The organism is Pseudomonas sp. 02C 26, from assembly GCF_002843585.1.
Classification (GTDB): Bacteria; Pseudomonadota; Gammaproteobacteria; order Pseudomonadales; family Pseudomonadaceae; genus Aquipseudomonas; species Aquipseudomonas shirazensis.
In genome coordinates, this window is record NZ_CP025262.1 from 1,020,740 (window position 1) to 1,038,184 (window position 17,445).

Consider the following 17,445-nt stretch of genomic DNA (forward strand, 5'->3'; position numbering starts at 1 on the left):
CGCGGTGACCGGGTAAAGCGTATCAGGCCGGCGCGACTTCTGCCGCGTAGGCATGCTTGAGCAACTCGGTGAAGCGCTCGAAGGCGGCGACTGCAGCACGCTCGGCGGCTGCGTCTTCTTCAGCCGACAGCTCCAGGCCGTCGAGGATGCGCGTGAACTGTTTCCAGCCTTCGGCACGGCCACGGGCCGGCTCACCCAGGTGACGTGCGCCAAAGCTGTCGGACAGCTCCAGTGCCACTGCACGCTTGATCAAAAAAGCGGCGCCCAGTTTGGAGCCTTCGGAGACGAAGATCCAGCCCAGTGCCTCGCCCAGGCTCGGCGCCTGCAACGCGCCAGCCACGGGCGCCGGCACTGCGGTATCGAGATCGGCCAGGTCCAGGCGAGCCTGATCGGCGCGGCAGCGTGCGGCTAGGTCGGGCACGATAGCGATCAGTTGTGGGTCGTTGTACAGCGCCTGCAGCTCGGACTGAAACAGGTACTGGGCGACCACGAAGCGGGCAAAGTTGTCACGGTTGGCAAACGGCGCGTGGGCTTTGACCAGTGCGTCGAGCTCGGTGTGTGGGGCGTTGGTCGCTTGATTCAGGCGTTGCGAGCGCAGCAGCGGGCGCTCGGCGTTGGCGGCGTTGGTCATGGTGGATCCTTGGAAAAAGGGCGGTCTAGTTACGAGACGAACAAGCGGGCTGAACACAGTAAAAATTCATGCTCAATAGTCCTGGCAGCGCGGGTCTAGGTAGGAGCGGCCTCGTGTCGCGAAAGGCGCGCGTAGCGGGCCCAGGATCTGCGCAGCACCACAGAATGCCGGGGCCGCTACGCGACCCTTTCGCGACACAAGGCCGCTCCTACAGGGAACGCGGCGCCCGCCAGATATCAGTTTCGCCGGGGCATCGCGCCGGCGCAGGTCAGATATCCCAGATGACGTTCACGGCAAAATTGCGCCCGGGCATGGTCAGGCGGTCGAGGTTGGCCGGCTGGGTCACCGCCGCTTCGCCCTGGCCGTCGTAGCCACGCACCGAATCCCACTGCCAGTACTTCTTGTTGGTCAGGTTGTACAGCCCGGCGTTGACGGTGACGTCGTCGGTGACTTTGTAGAAACCGCTCAAGTCGAGCACGCCGTAGCCCGGGCTGCGGAACTGGGTGCTGGCGCCGTCCGGAGCGAAGAAGGCGCTGTCGTCGACGCGGGTCTTGCGTTTGACCAAAGTCCAGCTGAGCAGGGCGCCATAGTCGGCCTGGTCATAACCGAGACCAAACACGCTGGTCAGCGGGTTGACGCTGTTGATCGGCTGGCCATTGTCATCGTTGCGACCGTTGGCATAGGCAATCGAGGTCTGGCCATACAGGCCCTGCGGTGCGCCAAAGTGATCGAGGTTCAAGCGGCCTTTGAACTCGGCGCCCTTGATGGTGGCGTGCTTGATGTTGCTGGCCTGGAAGGTGGTGCCGAGGTTGGCCGACTGCACGGCGTCTTCGTTGATGAAATCCCGGTACTTGTTGTAGAACACCGCGACATCGAAGTTACCTGCGGCAAAGTTGCCGCGCAGGCCGGTTTCATAACTCTTGCTTTTTTCCGGCTCCAGGCCGGGATTACCCTCTACCCGGTAGCCCACAATCGGGTTGTCGAAGCGCCCGTACATCGACTTGGCCGTCGGCGTGCGGAAGCCTTCGGCGTACTGGCCGTACCAGGTGTAGTTGTCGTCAAAGGCGTAGGTCACGCCGAGCTTGGGCGACAACCGATGCCATTTCTTGTCCGAGTCGTCGATAGACGTAGGGGCGACGCCGGTGCCCTGAATGCCACGCAGGAAGGCGTCGGTCATCTCCGGTCGCATGCGCGTGTAGTCGTAGCGCGCGCCGGGCAGGAAGGTCCAGCTGTTCCAGCGGATTTCGTCCTGGGCGAACAGGCTGTAGGTGTCGACGGTCGGGTCGGGGAAGTCGCTGACCAGCACTTGCCCATCGCTGGCTTGGCCTACTGCCGTGCAGCTGCCGCCGACGTTCAGGCAGGTGCCGCTGCCGCTGCGCGTACCGGTGACTTCTTCGTGCTTGAGGGTGGTGCCGTAGGTCAGCAGATGGTCGGTCTGGCCGATGCTGAAGGACTTGTCCAACTGCCCGTCGAATACCCACTGGCGGTCCTTGTAGGTGGTCTTGCGATCACGCGCTACCTGGCGGCCCGAGGCGACATACAGCTCTTCGGTGCGCTGGTCGGTCTTGGCGATCTGGTAGTTCAGGCTCCACTTGGCGCGGTCGGCGAACAGGCTGTCGAGGCCGAATTCGTGATTGATGCCAAAGCGCTCGCGGGTAACCGTGTCATTGCCCTGGCGATCGCGGTACGAGTTCATCGGGCCACGCCCTGGAATGAATGGCCCGCCCACGGCACTGAGGATGTTCTGGTCGCGATCATCCTTGTAGTTTTCGTAGGTGAAACCCAGCCGCGCATCATCGGCATAGTTCCAGCCGGCCTTGGCCAGCACGTTGGTAGTGCGCACGTCCTCCGGGTTGGCCGCGGTGCGATCGAGGCCGGTGCCGTTGTGCTCGCCATAGGACTCGGTCTCATGGCCGTTACGCTGGCTCAGGTGCAGCAGGCCGTCGACGTCGCCCTGGCGGCCGGCGATGGTGGCCGAGGTCAGCCAGCTTTCGTCAGCCGAGCTGTAGCCGGTCTTCAAGCGTGCGCCGAAGTCCTTGCCCGGTTTGATGATGTCGTCCGCGTCGAGGGTGAAGTAGCTGACCGCGCCACCGATGGCGTTGCTGCCGTACAGCACCGAAGCCGGGCCACGCAGTATCTCCACGCGCTTGACGATTTCCGGGTCGACATAATTGCGTTGGGTCTGCGCGTAGGGGCCGTAGAAGAAACTGTCGGGGATCGACACTCCGTCGATCTGGGTCAGGATCCGTTCACCGTCGATGCCGCGGATGTTGTAGCCGTTGAGGCCGCTGCGCTGGCCGGTGCCGCCAACCGAAACACCCGGCTCGTAACGCACCAATTGCTGGATATCGTTGACGTTCTGTCGATCCAGCTGCTCGCGGGTCTGCACAGTGACGGTGCTCGGTACCTGGCTGACATCCTGGGCGCTGCGGGTGGCGCTGACGGTCAGTTGCTGCAGGGCAATCACACTGCTGGCCGACTGGCGTTCAAGCACCACGTTGCCGTTACCGATCTTGCGGTAGCTCAGCCCGGTGCCTTGCAGCAAACGCTGCAGCGCAGGCTCGGCTGGCAGCGAGCCCTGAACGCTGGGCGATGAGATACCCTCGGCGACCTCGGCGCTGAAGCCGACCTGCCAGCCGGTAACCTGGCTGAAGGCGTTGATGGCCGCAACCAGCGGCTGTTGGCTGATGCTGAAGCGGTAATCGCCCATGCGCGGGCTGTTGGCCTGGGCCGGCTCTGCGGCTAGGGCCGGCAGGCTGCAGGCGCCACTGGCGATCAGGGCCAAGGTCAGCAGAGACAGCTGCCCCAGGCGGCGGGGTGACGGGCGGAGTTGAGCTGTGGACATCGAAAGCGCTCCCAGACGCGCGAACTGTTATAGGTGACGCTTGTTCTTGTTTAAAAACAAGAATCAGTTGCATTGGCTATAACGAGACGTGTTGTCGGTAGCGATCGCGTAAAAATAATTCAGGCGGCAGTCAGCGATTCAGTTGAGGATCACCAGCGCCGGGTATTCATGCAGCCTGGCTGAGGTGATCTGGGCCAGCGCGCGCAAGGTTTCCAGCGGTTGGTCGAGGCGGTAGTTACCAGTCACGGCAACCTGCTCGAGCGCGCCGTTGCGGCTGATGATCCAGCCCGGATAGTAACGGCGCACCTCGGCCAGCACTTCGCTCAGCGGGCAGTTCTCGAACACCAGGCGGCCCTCGACCCAGGCCAGATCCTGGCGCATATCGGGGCGGCTGGGCTGGCCAAAACCCTGCGGGCCAACGCTGATGCTGTCACCGGCGCGCAGGCGAATGTGCTGATCACTGGCAGCGTGCAGGTCAACATCGCCGCGCTGCACGCGGACCTGCGCCTGGCCATCCAGGTAGCGCACGGCAAAGTCGGTGTCGCGGACCTGCGCACGCATCGGCCCGGCCTGCACCTCAAGCGCCTGCTCACCGGCACGGCTTACCTGAAAATACGCCTCGCCTTGCAGCAGGCGGGCCACTGGCTGGCCGTCGCGCACATCGCTGGCAAACGCCGAGTCGGTGTTGAGCAGGACCTTGGTGCCGTCGTCCAGTTGCAGCCGCTGGCGCTCGCCGACCACGGTCAGGTGATCGGCCTGCAGGCGCACCGGCAGGTTGCCGAAGGTGAACACGCCGACCAGCAGCACGGCTGCGCTGGTCAGTGGCTTCCAGTGGCGGCGCAGGCGAGCGGCTGGAGCGTTGCGCTGGGTCTGGTGGATCTGCCCGGCGGCCTGACGCAGGGGCACACCGTTCCACACCGCTTCGGCCTCGACATAGGCCTCGGCGTTTTCCGGCGCAGCGCTCAGCCAGACCTCGAAGGCTGCGGTGTCTGCTGCGCTGGCGCATTGCAGGCGCAGCAGCCAGTCCAGTGCCTCGTCCATGGCACGCGCGCGGGCATCGGGCCCGGCAGGTGTCGGGCGTGGGCTGGGGCTGTCGGTCACGAAGGGTCCTTGCTTGGGGGATTTTGCCGAATGATCGGGGCTGCAACGGGCCAAGGCAAGCGCTTTACCGATCCTGGCGGGCCAGCGGTCGGCTTACTTGAGCCGCTCGGCCACACCCATGCAGATGGCCATGATCAGTTTCAGTTCCTTTTGCACCGTGCTCGCCGAAACCTGCAACTGCTCGGCAATCTCCAGGTAGCTGGCGCCGTGCAGGCGGCTGAGGATGAAGATGCGCTGCTGGCGCGTGCTCAGTTGGCCAAGGCTGACACTCAGGTGCTTGAGCAACTGCTCGGCGTGGGCGGCGTCCTCGCTGCTGCTGGTGGGGGCGGCGACGTTGTGCAGGACTTGCTCGGGTACATCCTCGACCAGCGTGCGCGCTTGGACGCGGCGGGCGCGCAGGTGATCCAGGGCCAGGTTGCGGGCAGTCTGGAACACGAACGGCTCAAGGTGTTCGACCGGCCGTTCGCCGAGGGCGCGGGTTACCCGCAGGTAGGTTTCCTGGAGCAGGTCTTCAGCGGTACTGGGGTTGCCCACCATGCCTTGCAGCGTGCGCAGCAGGCTGAGGCGTTGGGTTAGGAAGACGATATTGAAGCGTGACTGACTCACGGGGCGACCTGGCCGATACGGAGGTTAATGATAATGCTTATCATCACATGTATTGGTCAAGCGTTAAAACTGACCCCTTGCGAGGCGTATGTCCGGCCCGAGCAGGCAGCGCAATGTCTGCGCTGCTGCTGGGCGAGCCAGCTTACTGCGCGTTGTGCAGCGCCAGGCAGTTGTCGAGCATGCGGTTGGAGAAGCCCCACTCGTTGTCATACCACGCCAGCACCTTGAGCATGCGACCGTTGCTGCGGGTGTGGTTGGCATCGAAGATCGACGACAACGGGTTGTGGTTGAAGTCGCACGACACCAGCGGCAGGGCGTTGTAACCCAGTACCCGCGAGTGGCGGCTGGCCTCGAGGAACAGCTGGTTGACCTGCTCGGCGCTGGCTTCGCGCTTGAGGTTGACGGTCAGGTCCACCAGCGACACATTGATCACCGGCACGCGCACGGCCATGCCGGTCAGCTTGCCCGCCAGTTCCGGCAGCACCAGGCCGACCGCTTCGGCGGCGCCGGTCTTGCTCGGGATCATCGACTGGGTGGCCGAACGCGCCCGGTATGGGTCGCTGTGGTACACGTCGGTCAGGACTTGATCGTTGGTGTAGGCGTGAATGGTAGTCATCAAACCCTGCTCGATGCCGAACTCGCGGTGCAGCACCTGGGCAATCGGCGCCAGGCAGTTGGTGGTGCAGGAGGCGCTGGAGATGATCTGGTGCGAGGCACGCAGCACATCATGGTTGACCCCGTAGACGATGGTGGCGTCAACGCCCTTGCCCGGCGCCGAAATGATCACCTTGCCGGCGCCGGCACTCAAATGTGCTGCAGCCTTGGCGCGGTCGGTGAACAGCCCGGTGCATTCGAACACGACGTCGATGGCTTCGGCCTTCCACGGCAGCTCGGCCGGATTACGGATGGCGCTGACCGCGATGCGGTCGCCGTTGACGGTCAGGCTTTCATGATCGGCCTCGACCTGTGCATCGAAAATGCCGTGGACGCTGTCGTACTTGAGCAGGTGGGCGTTCATTGCGCTGTCGCCCAGATCGTTGATGGCGACGACCTGCAGGTCTTGCCGGTAGCCTTGGGTATACAGTGCGCGCAGGACGTTGCGCCCGATACGGCCGAATCCGTTGATGGCGATGCGTAGGGTCATGGTAATACCTCTGGCAGTCGGGTGAAGGCTGTGGCACAAGGCCTATTGCCGTGGAGCACGCATTCACTGAAACGATTTTGTTATTGGAATTACAAGATTATGCGTTATGGGATAGAAAACAAGCCCTTTTGATGGCAGTATTTTGTGTAAACATACAACGAGTGGTCGGGCGAGCTACTTCCACGTTGCACCAGGCAGGTTTCACTTGAGCCTAGGTCGCAATCGGGGGGAGGGGAAATCCCGCTTCAGATCACCCTTACCGTCAGCCTGGAGTTCAGTACATGCACCCGCGCATCCTAGAGGTCACCCAACGGCTGATCGAACGTAGCCGTCCTACCCGTGAACGTTATCTGCAACTCATTCGCGGTGCGGCCAGTGACGGCCCGATGCGCGCCAGCCTGCAGTGCGCCAACTTCGCCCACGGCGTGGCTGGCTGCGGTAGCGAAGACAAACACAGCCTGCGCATGATGAATGCCGCCAACGTGGCAATTGTTTCGGCTTATAACGACATGCTTTCGGCGCATCAGCCGTACCAGCATTTCCCCGAGCAGATCAAACAGGCGCTGCGCGAGATCGGTTCGGTCGGCCAGTTTGCCGGCGGTGTGCCGGCCATGTGCGATGGCGTCACCCAGGGTGAGCCGGGCATGGAGCTGGCCATCGCCAGCCGCGAAGTGATCGCGATGTCCACCGCGATTGCCCTGTCGCACAACATGTTCGACGCCGCCTTGATGCTCGGCATCTGCGACAAGATCGTCCCTGGCCTGATGATGGGCGCGTTGCGCTTCGGCCATCTGCCGACCATCTTCGTCCCTGGCGGACCAATGCCGTCGGGCATTTCCAACAAGCAGAAGGCCGATGTGCGCCAGCGCTATGCCGAAGGCAAGGCCAGCCGCGAAGAGCTGCTCGAGTCGGAAATGAACTCCTACCACAGCCCCGGCACCTGCACCTTCTACGGCACCGCCAACACCAACCAACTGGTGATGGAAGTGATGGGCCTGCACCTGCCCGGCGCCTCGTTCGTCAATCCTTACACGCCGTTGCGTGATGCCCTCACCGCCGAAGCTGCGCAGCAGGTCACGCGCATGACCAAAGCCAGCGGCAGCTTCATGCCGCTGGGCGAAATCGTCGATGAAAAGGCCCTGGTCAACTCGATCGTCGCTCTGCATGCCACCGGCGGCTCGACCAACCACACCCTGCACATCCCGGCGATTGCCCAGGCTGCCGGCATTCAGTTGACCTGGCAGGACATGGCTGACCTGTCCGAGGTCGTGCCAACCCTGTCCAACGTCTACCCCAACGGCAAAGCCGACATCAACCACTTCCAGGCCGCCGGCGGCATGTCGTTCCTGATTCGCGAGCTGCTCGATGCCGGGCTGCTGCACGACGACGTCAACACCGTGGCCGGACATGGCCTGCGCCGCTACACCCAGGAGCCGTTCCTCGAGGATGGCCGACTGGTCTGGCGCGAAGGCCCGTTGCAAAGCCTGGACGAGAACATCTTGCGCCCGGCTTCGCGGCCATTCTCCAGCGAGGGTGGCCTGCGGGTGATGGAAGGCAACCTCGGCCGCGGCGTGATGAAAGTCTCCGCCGTGGCGCCCGAGCACCGCGTGGTCGAAGCGCCGGCCCGAGTGTTCGAAGACCAGCAGGCATTGGCCGATGCGTTCAAAGCCGGTGAGCTGGAGCGCGATTTCGTCGCGGTGATGCGCTTCCAGGGCCCGCGCTGCAACGGCATGCCCGAGCTGCACAAGATGACGCCGTTTCTCGGCGTGCTGCAGGACCGCGGCTTCAAGGTCGCGCTGGTCACCGATGGGCGTATGTCAGGCGCCTCGGGCAAGATCCCGGCGGCGATCCACGTCTGCCCGGAAGCGTTCGACGGCGGCCCGCTGGCACGTGTGCGCGATGGTGATATGGTGCGCGTTGATGGTGTCGAAGGCACCTTGCGGGTGATGGTCTCGGCCGAAGAGCTGGCCAGCCGCGATCTGCCGCCTGCACCCCAGGGCAATGACTTGGGCTGCGGGCGCGAACTGTTTGGTTTCATGCGCATGGCGTTCAGTTCAGCGGAACAGGGCGCCAGCGCCTTTACCTCTGGCCTGGAGAATCTCAAGTGAATGAGTTGCTGGTTGGCGACATCGGTGGCACCAACGCACGTTTTGCCCTTTGGCGCGACAACCAGCTGCACGCCGTGCGGGTGTTGCCGACGGCTGACTACACCAGCCTGGAGCAGGCGATCCAGGCGTACCTGCAGGAGCAGGGCATCGCACGCGGTGAGCTTGCGGCGGTATGTCTGGCGGTTGCCGGGCCGGTGGATGGCGATGAGTTCCAGTTCACCAACAACCACTGGCGGCTGAGCCGACGGGCGTTCTGCGACATGCTTCAGGTCAAGCAGCTGCTATTGCTCAACGACTTCTCGGCGATGGCGCTGGGCATGACCCGTTTGCTGCCTGGTGAATTCCAGGCGGTATGCGCCGGTGACGCCGACCCAGCCCGTCCGGCGCTGGTGATCGGCCCTGGCACCGGGCTGGGCGTCGGCAGCTTGTTGCACCTCAACCAGCAACAGTGGATGGCGGTGCCAGGCGAGGGCGGCCATGTCGACCTGCCCGTCGGTAACGCGCGTGAAGCCGCGATCCATCAGCAGATCCAAAGCCAGATTGGTCATGTCAGTGCCGAAACCGTACTCAGCGGCGGCGGCCTGGTGCGCTTGTATCAGGCGATGTGCGCGCTGGATGGTGTTCAGCCAGTTCACCTGAGCCCAGCGGAAGTCACCGAGGCTGCGCTGGCTGGTGAGCCGCAGGCATTGGCCGTGATCGAACAGTTCTGCTGCTTCCTTGGCCGGGTTGCCGGCAACAACGTACTCACCCTCGGTGCGCGCGGCGGGGTGTATATCGTCGGTGGCGTGATCCCGCGGTTTGCCGAGCTGTTCCTGCGCAGCGGTTTTGCTGCCAGCTTTGCCGACAAGGGCTGCATGAGCGGCTATTTTGCCGGGATCCCGGTATGGTTGGTCACCGCTGAGTTTTCTGGCCTGTTGGGTGCCGGTGTGGCGCTGCAGCAAGCGATGGCTCGTTAGATTTCTTGGGGCCGCCGCGCTGCTCTTCGCGGGTGAACCCGCTCCCACAAGGACCGCGCCGTTCTCAAGCGCAGCTCATAACCCTGTAGGAGCGGGTTCACCCGCGAAGGGCCGCAGAGCGGGCCCAACAACACGGAAGAACTTCAGTGAGCACTGCCCCCCGATCGATCCTGATGGTCGATGACGACCATGACATCCGCGAACTGCTGCAGACCTACTTGAGCCGCTCCGGCTTTCAGGTGCGCGCCGAGGCCGATGGCCAGGGTTTTCGCCAGGCGCTGGACAGCACGACGTGTGACCTGGTGATTCTCGACGTGATGCTGCCCGACGAAGACGGCTTCAGCCTATGCCGTTGGGTGCGCCAGCACCCGCGCCAGTCGCGGGTGCCGATCATCATGCTCACCGCCAGTTCCGACGAGGCCGATCGGGTCATCGGCCTGGAGCTGGGCGCCGATGACTACCTCGGCAAACCGTTCAGCCCACGGGAGTTGCAAGCACGGATCAAGGCCTTGCTGCGCCGTGCTGAGTTTGGCCAGGTAGCGCCCGCCAGTGCCGTGCTGGCGTTTGACGAATGGCAGCTGGATACCGTCAGCCATCGACTGTTCCACCGCGACGGTGAAGAGGTGATTCTGTCGGGCGCTGACTTCGCTTTGCTCAAGCTGTTTCTCGACCACCCGCAGCAGATCCTCGACCGCGACACCATCGGCAATGCTACCCGTGGCCGCGAGCCGATGCCGCTCGACCGTATCGTCGACATGGCCGTCAGCCGCCTGCGTTCACGCCTGCGCGATACCGACAAACCGCCACGGCTGATCCGCACCGTGCGCGGCAGTGGCTATCTGCTGGCGGCACATGTCAACCGCAGCCACTGAGCGCCGCTGGCGCCTGCTGCCGCGCTCGCTGCTGGGGCGCATGCTGCTGTTGACCCTGCTGGTGGTATTGCTGGCGCAGGGCCTGTCGAGCTTGATCTGGGTGGCGCAGTTGCGCGCCAGCCAGTTGCAGGGCCTGCGCGCCAGCGCGCAGAGCCTGGCCCACTCGATGAGCGCCAGTGTCAGTTACTTCCGCTCGTTGCCGGTGGCCTATCGGCCAATGGTCCTCGACCAATTGCGCAGCATGGGCGGCACGCGCTTTTTCGTATCGCTCAACGACAAGCCGCTGGACATGGCCACGCTGCCGATTACTCCGCGCAAGCAGGCAGTCATCGACGTGTTCCAGCAAGTGCTGCACGAGCGCCTTGGCCAGCAGGTGGAAGTTTCGGTCGAGTTCGTCAGCCCCGATCAGCTGCGTATTTTCAACAGCGGCCTCAAGCTCGATGAATTGCCGCGCTCGTGGGCGCATTATTCGCTGACCCTGGAACCGCTCAACCCGCCGGTGCTGGTCAACCAGATCCGCCTGGCCGAAGGCGAGTGGCTGTACATCGCCTCGCTGCTGCCGGAGCCCTACACCAGCCTTGAGGCCGAGCGCCTGCCGCGTCAGCAGATCGGCTTCATTGCCCTGACCACGGCCATGTTGCTGCTGTTCATCGGCCTGTTGGTGCACTGGCAAAGCCGACCGTTGAAGCGTCTGGCCCGCGCGGCCCGCGATCTGTCGCTGGGCGCCGATGTGGTGCCGGTGACCGAGGGTGGCGGCAGCGAAGTGGTCGAGGTAGGCCGCGCCTTCAACAGTATGCGCGAGCGCATCAGCCGTTACCTGACCGAGCGCAGCCAGCTATTCAGCGCGATCTCGCACGACTTGCGCACGCCGATCACGCGCCTGCGCCTGCGCGTCGAGCTGCTTGAAGACGAACGCCTGCAAGCGCAGTTCAGCCGTGATTTGGACGAGCTGGAGCTGTTGGTCAAAGGCGCACTGCAGTGCGTCAAAGACACGGATATCCACGAGAACATCGAGCCGATCGATCTCAACCAGCTGCTGGAAATTCTCGCTGAACCGTACCTGCGTGACGGCCGTATCACCGTCGAGGGGCGGGCGTTGGCGCCGTATCCGGGCAAGGCGTTGGCCCTGCGCCGCTGCATCGGCAACCTGATCGACAACGCGATCAAGTACGGCGAGCGCGCGCACCTGCGCATCATCGATGGCCCGGAGGGCTTTGTGCTGCAGGTCGATGACCACGGCCCGGGTGTGCCGCAGCAGCAAATGGAGCAGGTGTTCGAGCCGCATTTTCGTTTGGCCGGGCAGCAGCAAGGCTACGGCCTGGGCCTGGGCATCGCGCGCAATATTGCCCACAGTCATGGCGGTGAAGTCAGTTTGCTCAACCTGCGCGAGGGCGGCCTGCGGGTGACCCTGTGCCTGCCGCGCAGCGCCGAGTGAGCAACGCTTGGTCACCAGCCAGTGACAGCAATGGCGGCCTTTGTGACCTATTGGCCGTAGCACTCTGGCTAGACTTGGCCGCCACGACAGGCGCCGTGCCTGTTCTCGACAAGGACGCAGCAGGCCAATGAATCATGCTCAATCGCCGTTGATCGACGGGCCGCACAGTGCCTGGCTGGATGCCGAAGGGCAGCGTTTGCTGGCCTTCGCCAGAGCCTCACAGCTGGAACTCGGCTTCGGCAACCTCGACAGCTACGGCCACCTTGCCGCCGACGCAATTGCCGACACCATTACCACCGCGCGGATGACCCACAGCTTCGCCTTGGCTCATCTACAAGGCAGGCCCGGTTGCCTGGAACTGGTTGAGCTCGGCATCGCCGCCTTGGCCGGCAGGCTGCGCGATGTCGAGCACGGCGGCTGGTACGCCAGCGCCGCTACCGCTGGCGACAGCATCAAAGCCGCTTACCTGCACGCCTTCGTTGCCCTTGCTGCGAGTTCTGCGCAGGTGGCCGGCAGCGCTGCTGCGCCGGCCTTGCTGGCGCAAGCCATCGAGATCATCGAGGCGCATTTCTGGAGTGAAAGCGAGGGTGCCCTGCGCGAAAGCTTCAGTCGCGATTGGCAGCAGCAGGAGGCCTATCGCGGGGCCAACAGCAACATGCATGGCACCGAAGCGTTTTTGGCCCTTGCCGACGTGACTGGCGAGCCGATCTGGTTGCAGCGTGCGCTGCGCATCGTCGAGCGGGTGATCCACGGCCATGCGCGTGCCAATGGCTTCAGTGTGATCGAGCACTTCGACCTGCACTGGCAGCCGCTCACCGATTACAACAGCGACAACCACGCCGATGGCTATCGACCCTACGGCGTTACTCCCGGCCACGGCTTCGAGTGGGCGCGGCTGCTGCTGCACCTTGAAGCTGCGCTGCAATTGGCCGATCTAGCGACACCCGACTGGCTACTGGCCGACGCACGCGGCCTGTTTGCCAGCGCCTGTCAGCACGCCTGGCACGCCGACGGCGCCCCCGGAATCGTCTACACCCTCGACTGGCAACAACGCCCGGTAGTACGCCAGCGCCTGCACTGGGTGCATGCCGAAGCCAGCGCCGCTGCCGCTGCGTTGTGGCAGCGCACGGGGGAGGCGCAATACCAGTGCTGGTACGGGCGTTTCTGGGCGTTCATCCAGGCCCATCTGATTGATAACGACGCCGGCAGCTGGCACCACGAACTGAGCCCGGACAACCTCCCCAGTGCGACGATATGGGCGGGCAAACCGGACCTCTATCACGCTTATCAGGCCGTACTGTTGCCCACCCTGGCTCTGGCGCCAAGCCTTGCCACGGGCCTCGCGCGGCGAATGTAACCAACTGATGACAATCGCGCAGCGCTTCGTTACCTGAGGCGCCTTGCCGGGTTATTAAACTCCTGTGCAATGCAAGCGACAGTCTTGCCCTGCATAACAACAAGAAAGGTATTGCGATGAACTCCACTCTGCGTCTCGCCGCCGCGATTTCCCTCGCCTCCCTGCTGCCCCTGAGCGCGTCTGCCGCCGATGCCAAAGGCTCGGTCGAAGTGGTGCACTGGTGGACCTCTGGTGGCGAAAAGGCTGCTGTCGATGTACTCAAGGCTCAAATCGAAAAAGACGGCTTCATCTGGAAAGATGGCGCTGTTGCCGGCGGCGGCGGTGCCACCGCAATGACCGTACTGAAGAGCCGCGCCGTGGCCGGCAATCCGCCAGGCGTGGCCCAGATCAAGGGCCCGGACATCCAGGAGTGGGCCTCCACCGGCCTGCTCGACAGTGACGTGCTCAAGGACGTGGCCAAAGAGCAGAACTGGGACGGCCTGCTGGAGCAGAAAGTCGCCGACACCGTCAAGTACGAGGGCGACTATGTCGCTGTGCCGGTCAACATCCACCGCGTCAACTGGCTGTGGATCAACCCCGAAGTATTCAACAAGGCCGGCATCGACAAGGCGCCGACCACCCTCGCCGAGTTCTACGCCGCAGCCGAAAAACTCAAGGCAGCCGGCTTCATCCCGCTCGCCCACGGCGGCCAGCCATGGCAGGACAGCACCGTGTTCGAAGCGGTGGTGCTGTCGGTAATGGGCGCGGACGGTTACAAGCAGGCGCTGGTTGATCTTGACCAAAAGGTGCTGACCGGACCGGGCATGGTCAAGGCGCTGACCGAACTCAAGCGCGTCGCTACCTACATGGACGCTGACGGCAAAGGCCAGGACTGGAACCTGGAAGCCGCCAAGGTCATCAACGGCAAGGCCGGCATGCAGGTCATGGGCGACTGGGCCAAGAGCGAGTGGACCCTGGCCAACAAGGTCGCCGGCAAGGATTATCAGTGCGTGCCGTTCCCGGGTACCGACAAGGCCTTCACCTACAACATCGACTCGCTGGTGGTGTTCAAGCAGAAGGACGCCGGCACTTCGGCTGGCCAGCAGGACATCGCCAAAGTGGTGATGAGCCAGGACTTCCAGAAGCTGTTCAGCAGCAACAAGGGCTCGATCCCGGTACGTAAGGACATGCTCGTCGACATGGCCAAGCATGGCTTCGATGCCTGCGCGCAGACCTCAGCCAAGGACTTCCTTGCCGACGCCCAGACCGGCGGCCTGCAACCAAGCATGGCGCACAACATGGCGACCAACCTGGCAGTGCAGGGCGCGTTCTTCGATGTGGTCACCAACTACATCAACGACCCCAAGGCCGACCCGGCCGATGCCGCGAAAAAGCTCGGCGCGGCGATCAAGTCCGCCCAGTAACGGCTGGTCCGGCGCAGCCGTCCTTGCGGCGGCTGCACGCCACCCTCAGTTAACGTTCTGTACTGACAGGTATCGCTGCCATGACTACTGCGACCGCGCAACTGCGGGCCTCACCCCTGGACGCCGTGCAGCGCTGGTTACCTAAACTGGTACTGGCGCCGACCATGGTCATCATCCTGGTGGGCTTCTACGGTTATATCCTGTGGACCTTTGTCCTCTCGTTCACCACCTCGACCTTTTTGCCCAATTACAAATGGGCAGGGCTGGCGCAATACGCACGCCTGCTCGACAACGACCGCTGGTGGGTGGCGAGCAAGAACCTGCTGGTGTTCGGCAGCCTGTTCATCGGCATCAGCCTGGTCATCGGTGTACTGCTGGCGATCCTGCTGGACCAGCGTATCCGCCGCGAAGGGTTTATCCGCACCATCTACCTGTACCCGATGGCGCTGTCGATGATCGTCACCGGCACCGCCTGGAAGTGGCTGCTCAACCCGGGCATGGGCCTGGACAAGCTGATGCGCGACTGGGGCTGGGAAGGCTTTCGCCTGGACTGGCTGATCGACCCCGACCGGGTCGTGTACTGCCTGGTGATCGCTGCCGTTTGGCAAGCCTCCGGGTTCATCATGGCAATGTTTCTGGCCGGCCTGCGCGGGGTCGATCAGTCGATCATCCGCGCGGCGCAGATCGACGGTGCGAGCTTGCCGCGGATCTATTGGCAGGTGGTTCTGCCCAGCCTGCGCCCGGTATTTTTCAGTGCGGTGATGATCCTCTCGCACATCGCTATCAAGAGCTTTGACCTGGTGGCGGCGATGACCGCTGGCGGCCCGGGTTACTCGTCCGACCTGCCGGCCATGTTCATGTACTCGTTCACCTTCAGCCGTGGCCAGATGGGTATGGGTTCGGCCAGCGCGATTCTTATGCTGGGCGCGATCCTGGCGATTCTGGTGCCTTACTTGTACTCGGAGCTGAGGAACAAACGCCATGACTAGCCGCCTCGACAAACCGGCCATCAGCCTCAGTCGGCTGGCCATTCATGCGGTATTGCTGTTTGCCGTGCTGCTGTACCTGGTGCCGCTGGTGGTGATGCTGCTGACCAGCTTCAAGACCCCGGAAGACATCGGCAGCGGCAACCTGCTCAGTTGGCCGGCGGTGGTCACCAGCATCGGCTGGGCCAAGGCCTGGGCCACGGTCAGTGGCTATTTCTGGAACTCGATCATGATCACCGTACCGGCGGTGCTGATCTCTACCGCGCTCGGCGCACTCAATGGCTACGTGCTGGCGATGTGGCGTTTCCGTGGCTCGCAGGTGTTCTTCGGCCTGCTGCTGTTTGGCTGCTTCCTGCCGTTCCAGACCGTGCTGCTGCCAGCCTCGTTCACCCTCGGCAAGCTCGGCCTGGCCAACACCACCGCTGGCCTGGTGCTGGTGCATGTGGTGTATGGCCTGGCGTTCACCACGCTGTTTTTCCGCAACTACTACGTGACCATCCCCGATGCGTTGGTGAAGGCGGCGCGGCTGGATGGTGCCGGGTTTTTCACCATCTTCGGGCGGATCATTCTGCCGATGTCGACGCCGATCATCATGGTCTGCCTGATCTGGCAGTTCACCCAGATCTGGAACGATTTTCTGTTCGGCGTGGTGTTCTCCAGCGGCGATTCGCAACCGATCACCGTGGCCCTCAACAACCTGGTCAACACCAGCACCGGGGCCAAGGAATACAACGTCGACATGGCCGCGGCAATGATCGCCGGCCTGCCAACCCTGCTGGTCTATGTGGTCGCAGGCAAGTATTTCGTGCGCGGCCTGAGCGCCGGCGCAGTCAAGGGGTAAGTCATGGCCACACTCGAACTTCGCAACGTCAACAAGACCTATGGCACTGGTGTGCCAGACACACTGAAAGACATCCAGCTGGCGATCAAGGACGGTGAGTTTCTGATCCTGGTCGGCCCTTCCGGCTGCGGCAAGTCGACCTTGATGAACTGCATCGCTGGCCTGGAGAGCATCAGCGGCGGGGCGATCCTGATCGATGGCGACGACGTCAGCGGCATGAGCCCGAAGGATCGCGACATCGCCATGGTGTTCCAGTCGTATGCGCTGTATCCGACCATGAGCGTGCGCGACAACATCGCCTTCGGTCTGAAGATCCGCAAGCTGCCCCAGGCAGCCATCGACGAAGAAGTGGCGCGGGTAGCCAAGCTGCTGCAGATCGAACACCTGCTCACGCGCAAGCCGGGCCAGCTCTCCGGCGGCCAGCAGCAGCGCGTGGCGATGGGCCGGGCGCTGGCACGGCGGCCGAAGATCTACCTGTTCGACGAGCCGCTGTCCAACCTCGACGCCAAGCTGCGGGTCGAGATGCGCACCGAAATCAAGCTGATGCACCAACGGCTGAAAACCACCACGGTGTACGTCACCCATGACCAGATCGAGGCGATGACCCTGGGCGACAAGGTGGCGGTGATGAAGGACGGCATCATCCAGCAGTTCGGCACCCCGCAGCAGATCTACAACGACCCGGCCAACCAGTTTGTCGCCAGCTTCATTGGCTCGCCGCCGATGAACTTCGTGCCGGTGCGCCTGCGCGAGCAGGGCGGCCGTGTGCTGGCGCTGCTCGACAGTGGCCAGGCGCGCTGCGAGCTGGTGCTGGGCGCGGCCAGCCAAGGCTTCGATGGTCGTGAAGTGATTCTCGGCATTCGTCCCGAGCAGATCAGCCTCGGTGCAGGGGAGGGCGACGGCCTGTCGCTGTTGCGCGCCGAAGTCCAGATCACCGAGCCGACCGGGCCGGACCTGCTGGTCTTCGTCACCGTCAACCAGACCAAGCTGTGCTGCCGGCTGGCGCCGGATATCAGCTGCCAGGTCGGCGACACCCTCAACCTGCAGCTGGACCCGGCACGGGTGCTGCTGTTCGACGCGCAAACCGGTGAGCGCCTGCACCTGGCTCGCCACGCCGCACCCTTGCAAGACAACGTTGCCCACATCGCGGGCCGTTGATT

At 63.6% G+C, this 17,445-nt stretch carries 14 protein-coding genes; 9 read left to right on the plus strand and 5 right to left on the minus strand.

The features are described from left to right. Positions 1-22 precede the first annotated feature (22 nt). From CXQ80_RS04675 to gap, 5 genes are all read right to left on the minus strand, one after another. Positions 23-631 carry a biliverdin-producing heme oxygenase gene (locus CXQ80_RS04675; RefSeq protein ID WP_101316950.1) on the minus strand — a complete coding sequence of 203 codons (609 nt, stop codon included), beginning with the start codon at positions 629-631 and terminating at the stop codon, positions 23-25. A 268-nt stretch (positions 632-899) separates the two neighbouring features. Next, positions 900-3,476 carry a TonB-dependent receptor gene (locus CXQ80_RS04680; protein WP_101316952.1) on the minus strand — a complete coding sequence of 859 codons (2,577 nt, stop codon included), beginning with the start codon at positions 3,474-3,476 and terminating at the stop codon, positions 900-902. A gap of 138 nt (positions 3,477-3,614) precedes the next feature. Continuing rightward, on the minus strand, positions 3,615-4,577 hold the full coding sequence (locus CXQ80_RS04685; RefSeq protein WP_101316954.1) for a FecR domain-containing protein: 963 nt from the start codon (positions 4,575-4,577) through the stop codon (positions 3,615-3,617). A gap of 93 nt (positions 4,578-4,670) precedes the next feature. Next, positions 4,671-5,183 (minus strand): RNA polymerase sigma factor, encoded by a 513-nt coding sequence (locus tag CXQ80_RS04690; RefSeq protein ID WP_101316956.1) that lies wholly within the window; start codon positions 5,181-5,183, stop codon positions 4,671-4,673. A 142-nt stretch (positions 5,184-5,325) separates the two neighbouring features. Further along, positions 5,326-6,327, minus strand: a complete 1,002-nt coding sequence (gap, locus tag CXQ80_RS04695; RefSeq protein WP_101316958.1) for a type I glyceraldehyde-3-phosphate dehydrogenase — start codon at positions 6,325-6,327, stop codon at positions 5,326-5,328. Between the two features lie 281 nt (positions 6,328-6,608). Here gap and edd point away from each other — a divergent pair, with 281 nt between their 5' ends. From edd to CXQ80_RS04740, 9 genes are all read left to right on the plus strand, one after another. Then, the gene (edd, locus tag CXQ80_RS04700) at positions 6,609-8,435 is read left to right on the plus strand and encodes a phosphogluconate dehydratase (protein WP_101316961.1); all 1,827 of its coding nucleotides are present in this window, start codon (positions 6,609-6,611) and stop codon (positions 8,433-8,435) included. Further along, positions 8,432-9,391 carry a glucokinase gene (locus CXQ80_RS04705; protein ID WP_101316963.1) on the plus strand — a complete coding sequence of 320 codons (960 nt, stop codon included), beginning with the start codon at positions 8,432-8,434 and terminating at the stop codon, positions 9,389-9,391. Before edd ends, CXQ80_RS04705 begins: the two co-directional genes overlap by 4 nt. A 146-nt stretch (positions 9,392-9,537) precedes the next feature. Next, complete coding sequence (locus CXQ80_RS04710; RefSeq protein ID WP_101316965.1) at positions 9,538-10,263, plus strand: response regulator; 726 nt, start codon at positions 9,538-9,540, stop codon at positions 10,261-10,263. After that, positions 10,244-11,698, plus strand: coding sequence for an ATP-binding protein (locus CXQ80_RS04715; RefSeq protein ID WP_101316967.1), 1,455 nt, complete (start codon positions 10,244-10,246; stop codon positions 11,696-11,698). The genes CXQ80_RS04710 and CXQ80_RS04715 overlap by 20 nt, the downstream gene beginning before the upstream one ends. Before the next feature lie 127 nt (positions 11,699-11,825). Further along, positions 11,826-13,055 carry an AGE family epimerase/isomerase gene (locus tag CXQ80_RS04720; protein WP_101316969.1) on the plus strand — a complete coding sequence of 410 codons (1,230 nt, stop codon included), beginning with the start codon at positions 11,826-11,828 and terminating at the stop codon, positions 13,053-13,055. Positions 13,056-13,171: 116 nt separating this feature from the next. Beyond that, a complete protein-coding gene (locus CXQ80_RS04725) occupies positions 13,172-14,458 on the plus strand; it encodes an ABC transporter substrate-binding protein (RefSeq protein ID WP_101316971.1) in 1,287 nt (428 codons plus the stop codon). Between the two features lie 80 nt (positions 14,459-14,538). After that, on the plus strand, positions 14,539-15,447 hold the full coding sequence (locus CXQ80_RS04730) for a carbohydrate ABC transporter permease (protein WP_101316973.1): 909 nt from the start codon (positions 14,539-14,541) through the stop codon (positions 15,445-15,447). Then, positions 15,440-16,285, plus strand: coding sequence for a carbohydrate ABC transporter permease (locus CXQ80_RS04735; RefSeq protein ID WP_101316975.1), 846 nt, complete (start codon positions 15,440-15,442; stop codon positions 16,283-16,285). The genes CXQ80_RS04730 and CXQ80_RS04735 overlap by 8 nt, the downstream gene beginning before the upstream one ends. A 3-nt stretch (positions 16,286-16,288) precedes the next feature. Beyond that, on the plus strand, positions 16,289-17,443 hold the full coding sequence (locus CXQ80_RS04740; protein ID WP_101316977.1) for an ABC transporter ATP-binding protein: 1,155 nt from the start codon (positions 16,289-16,291) through the stop codon (positions 17,441-17,443). The last annotated feature ends 2 nt before the right edge of the window (positions 17,444-17,445 follow it).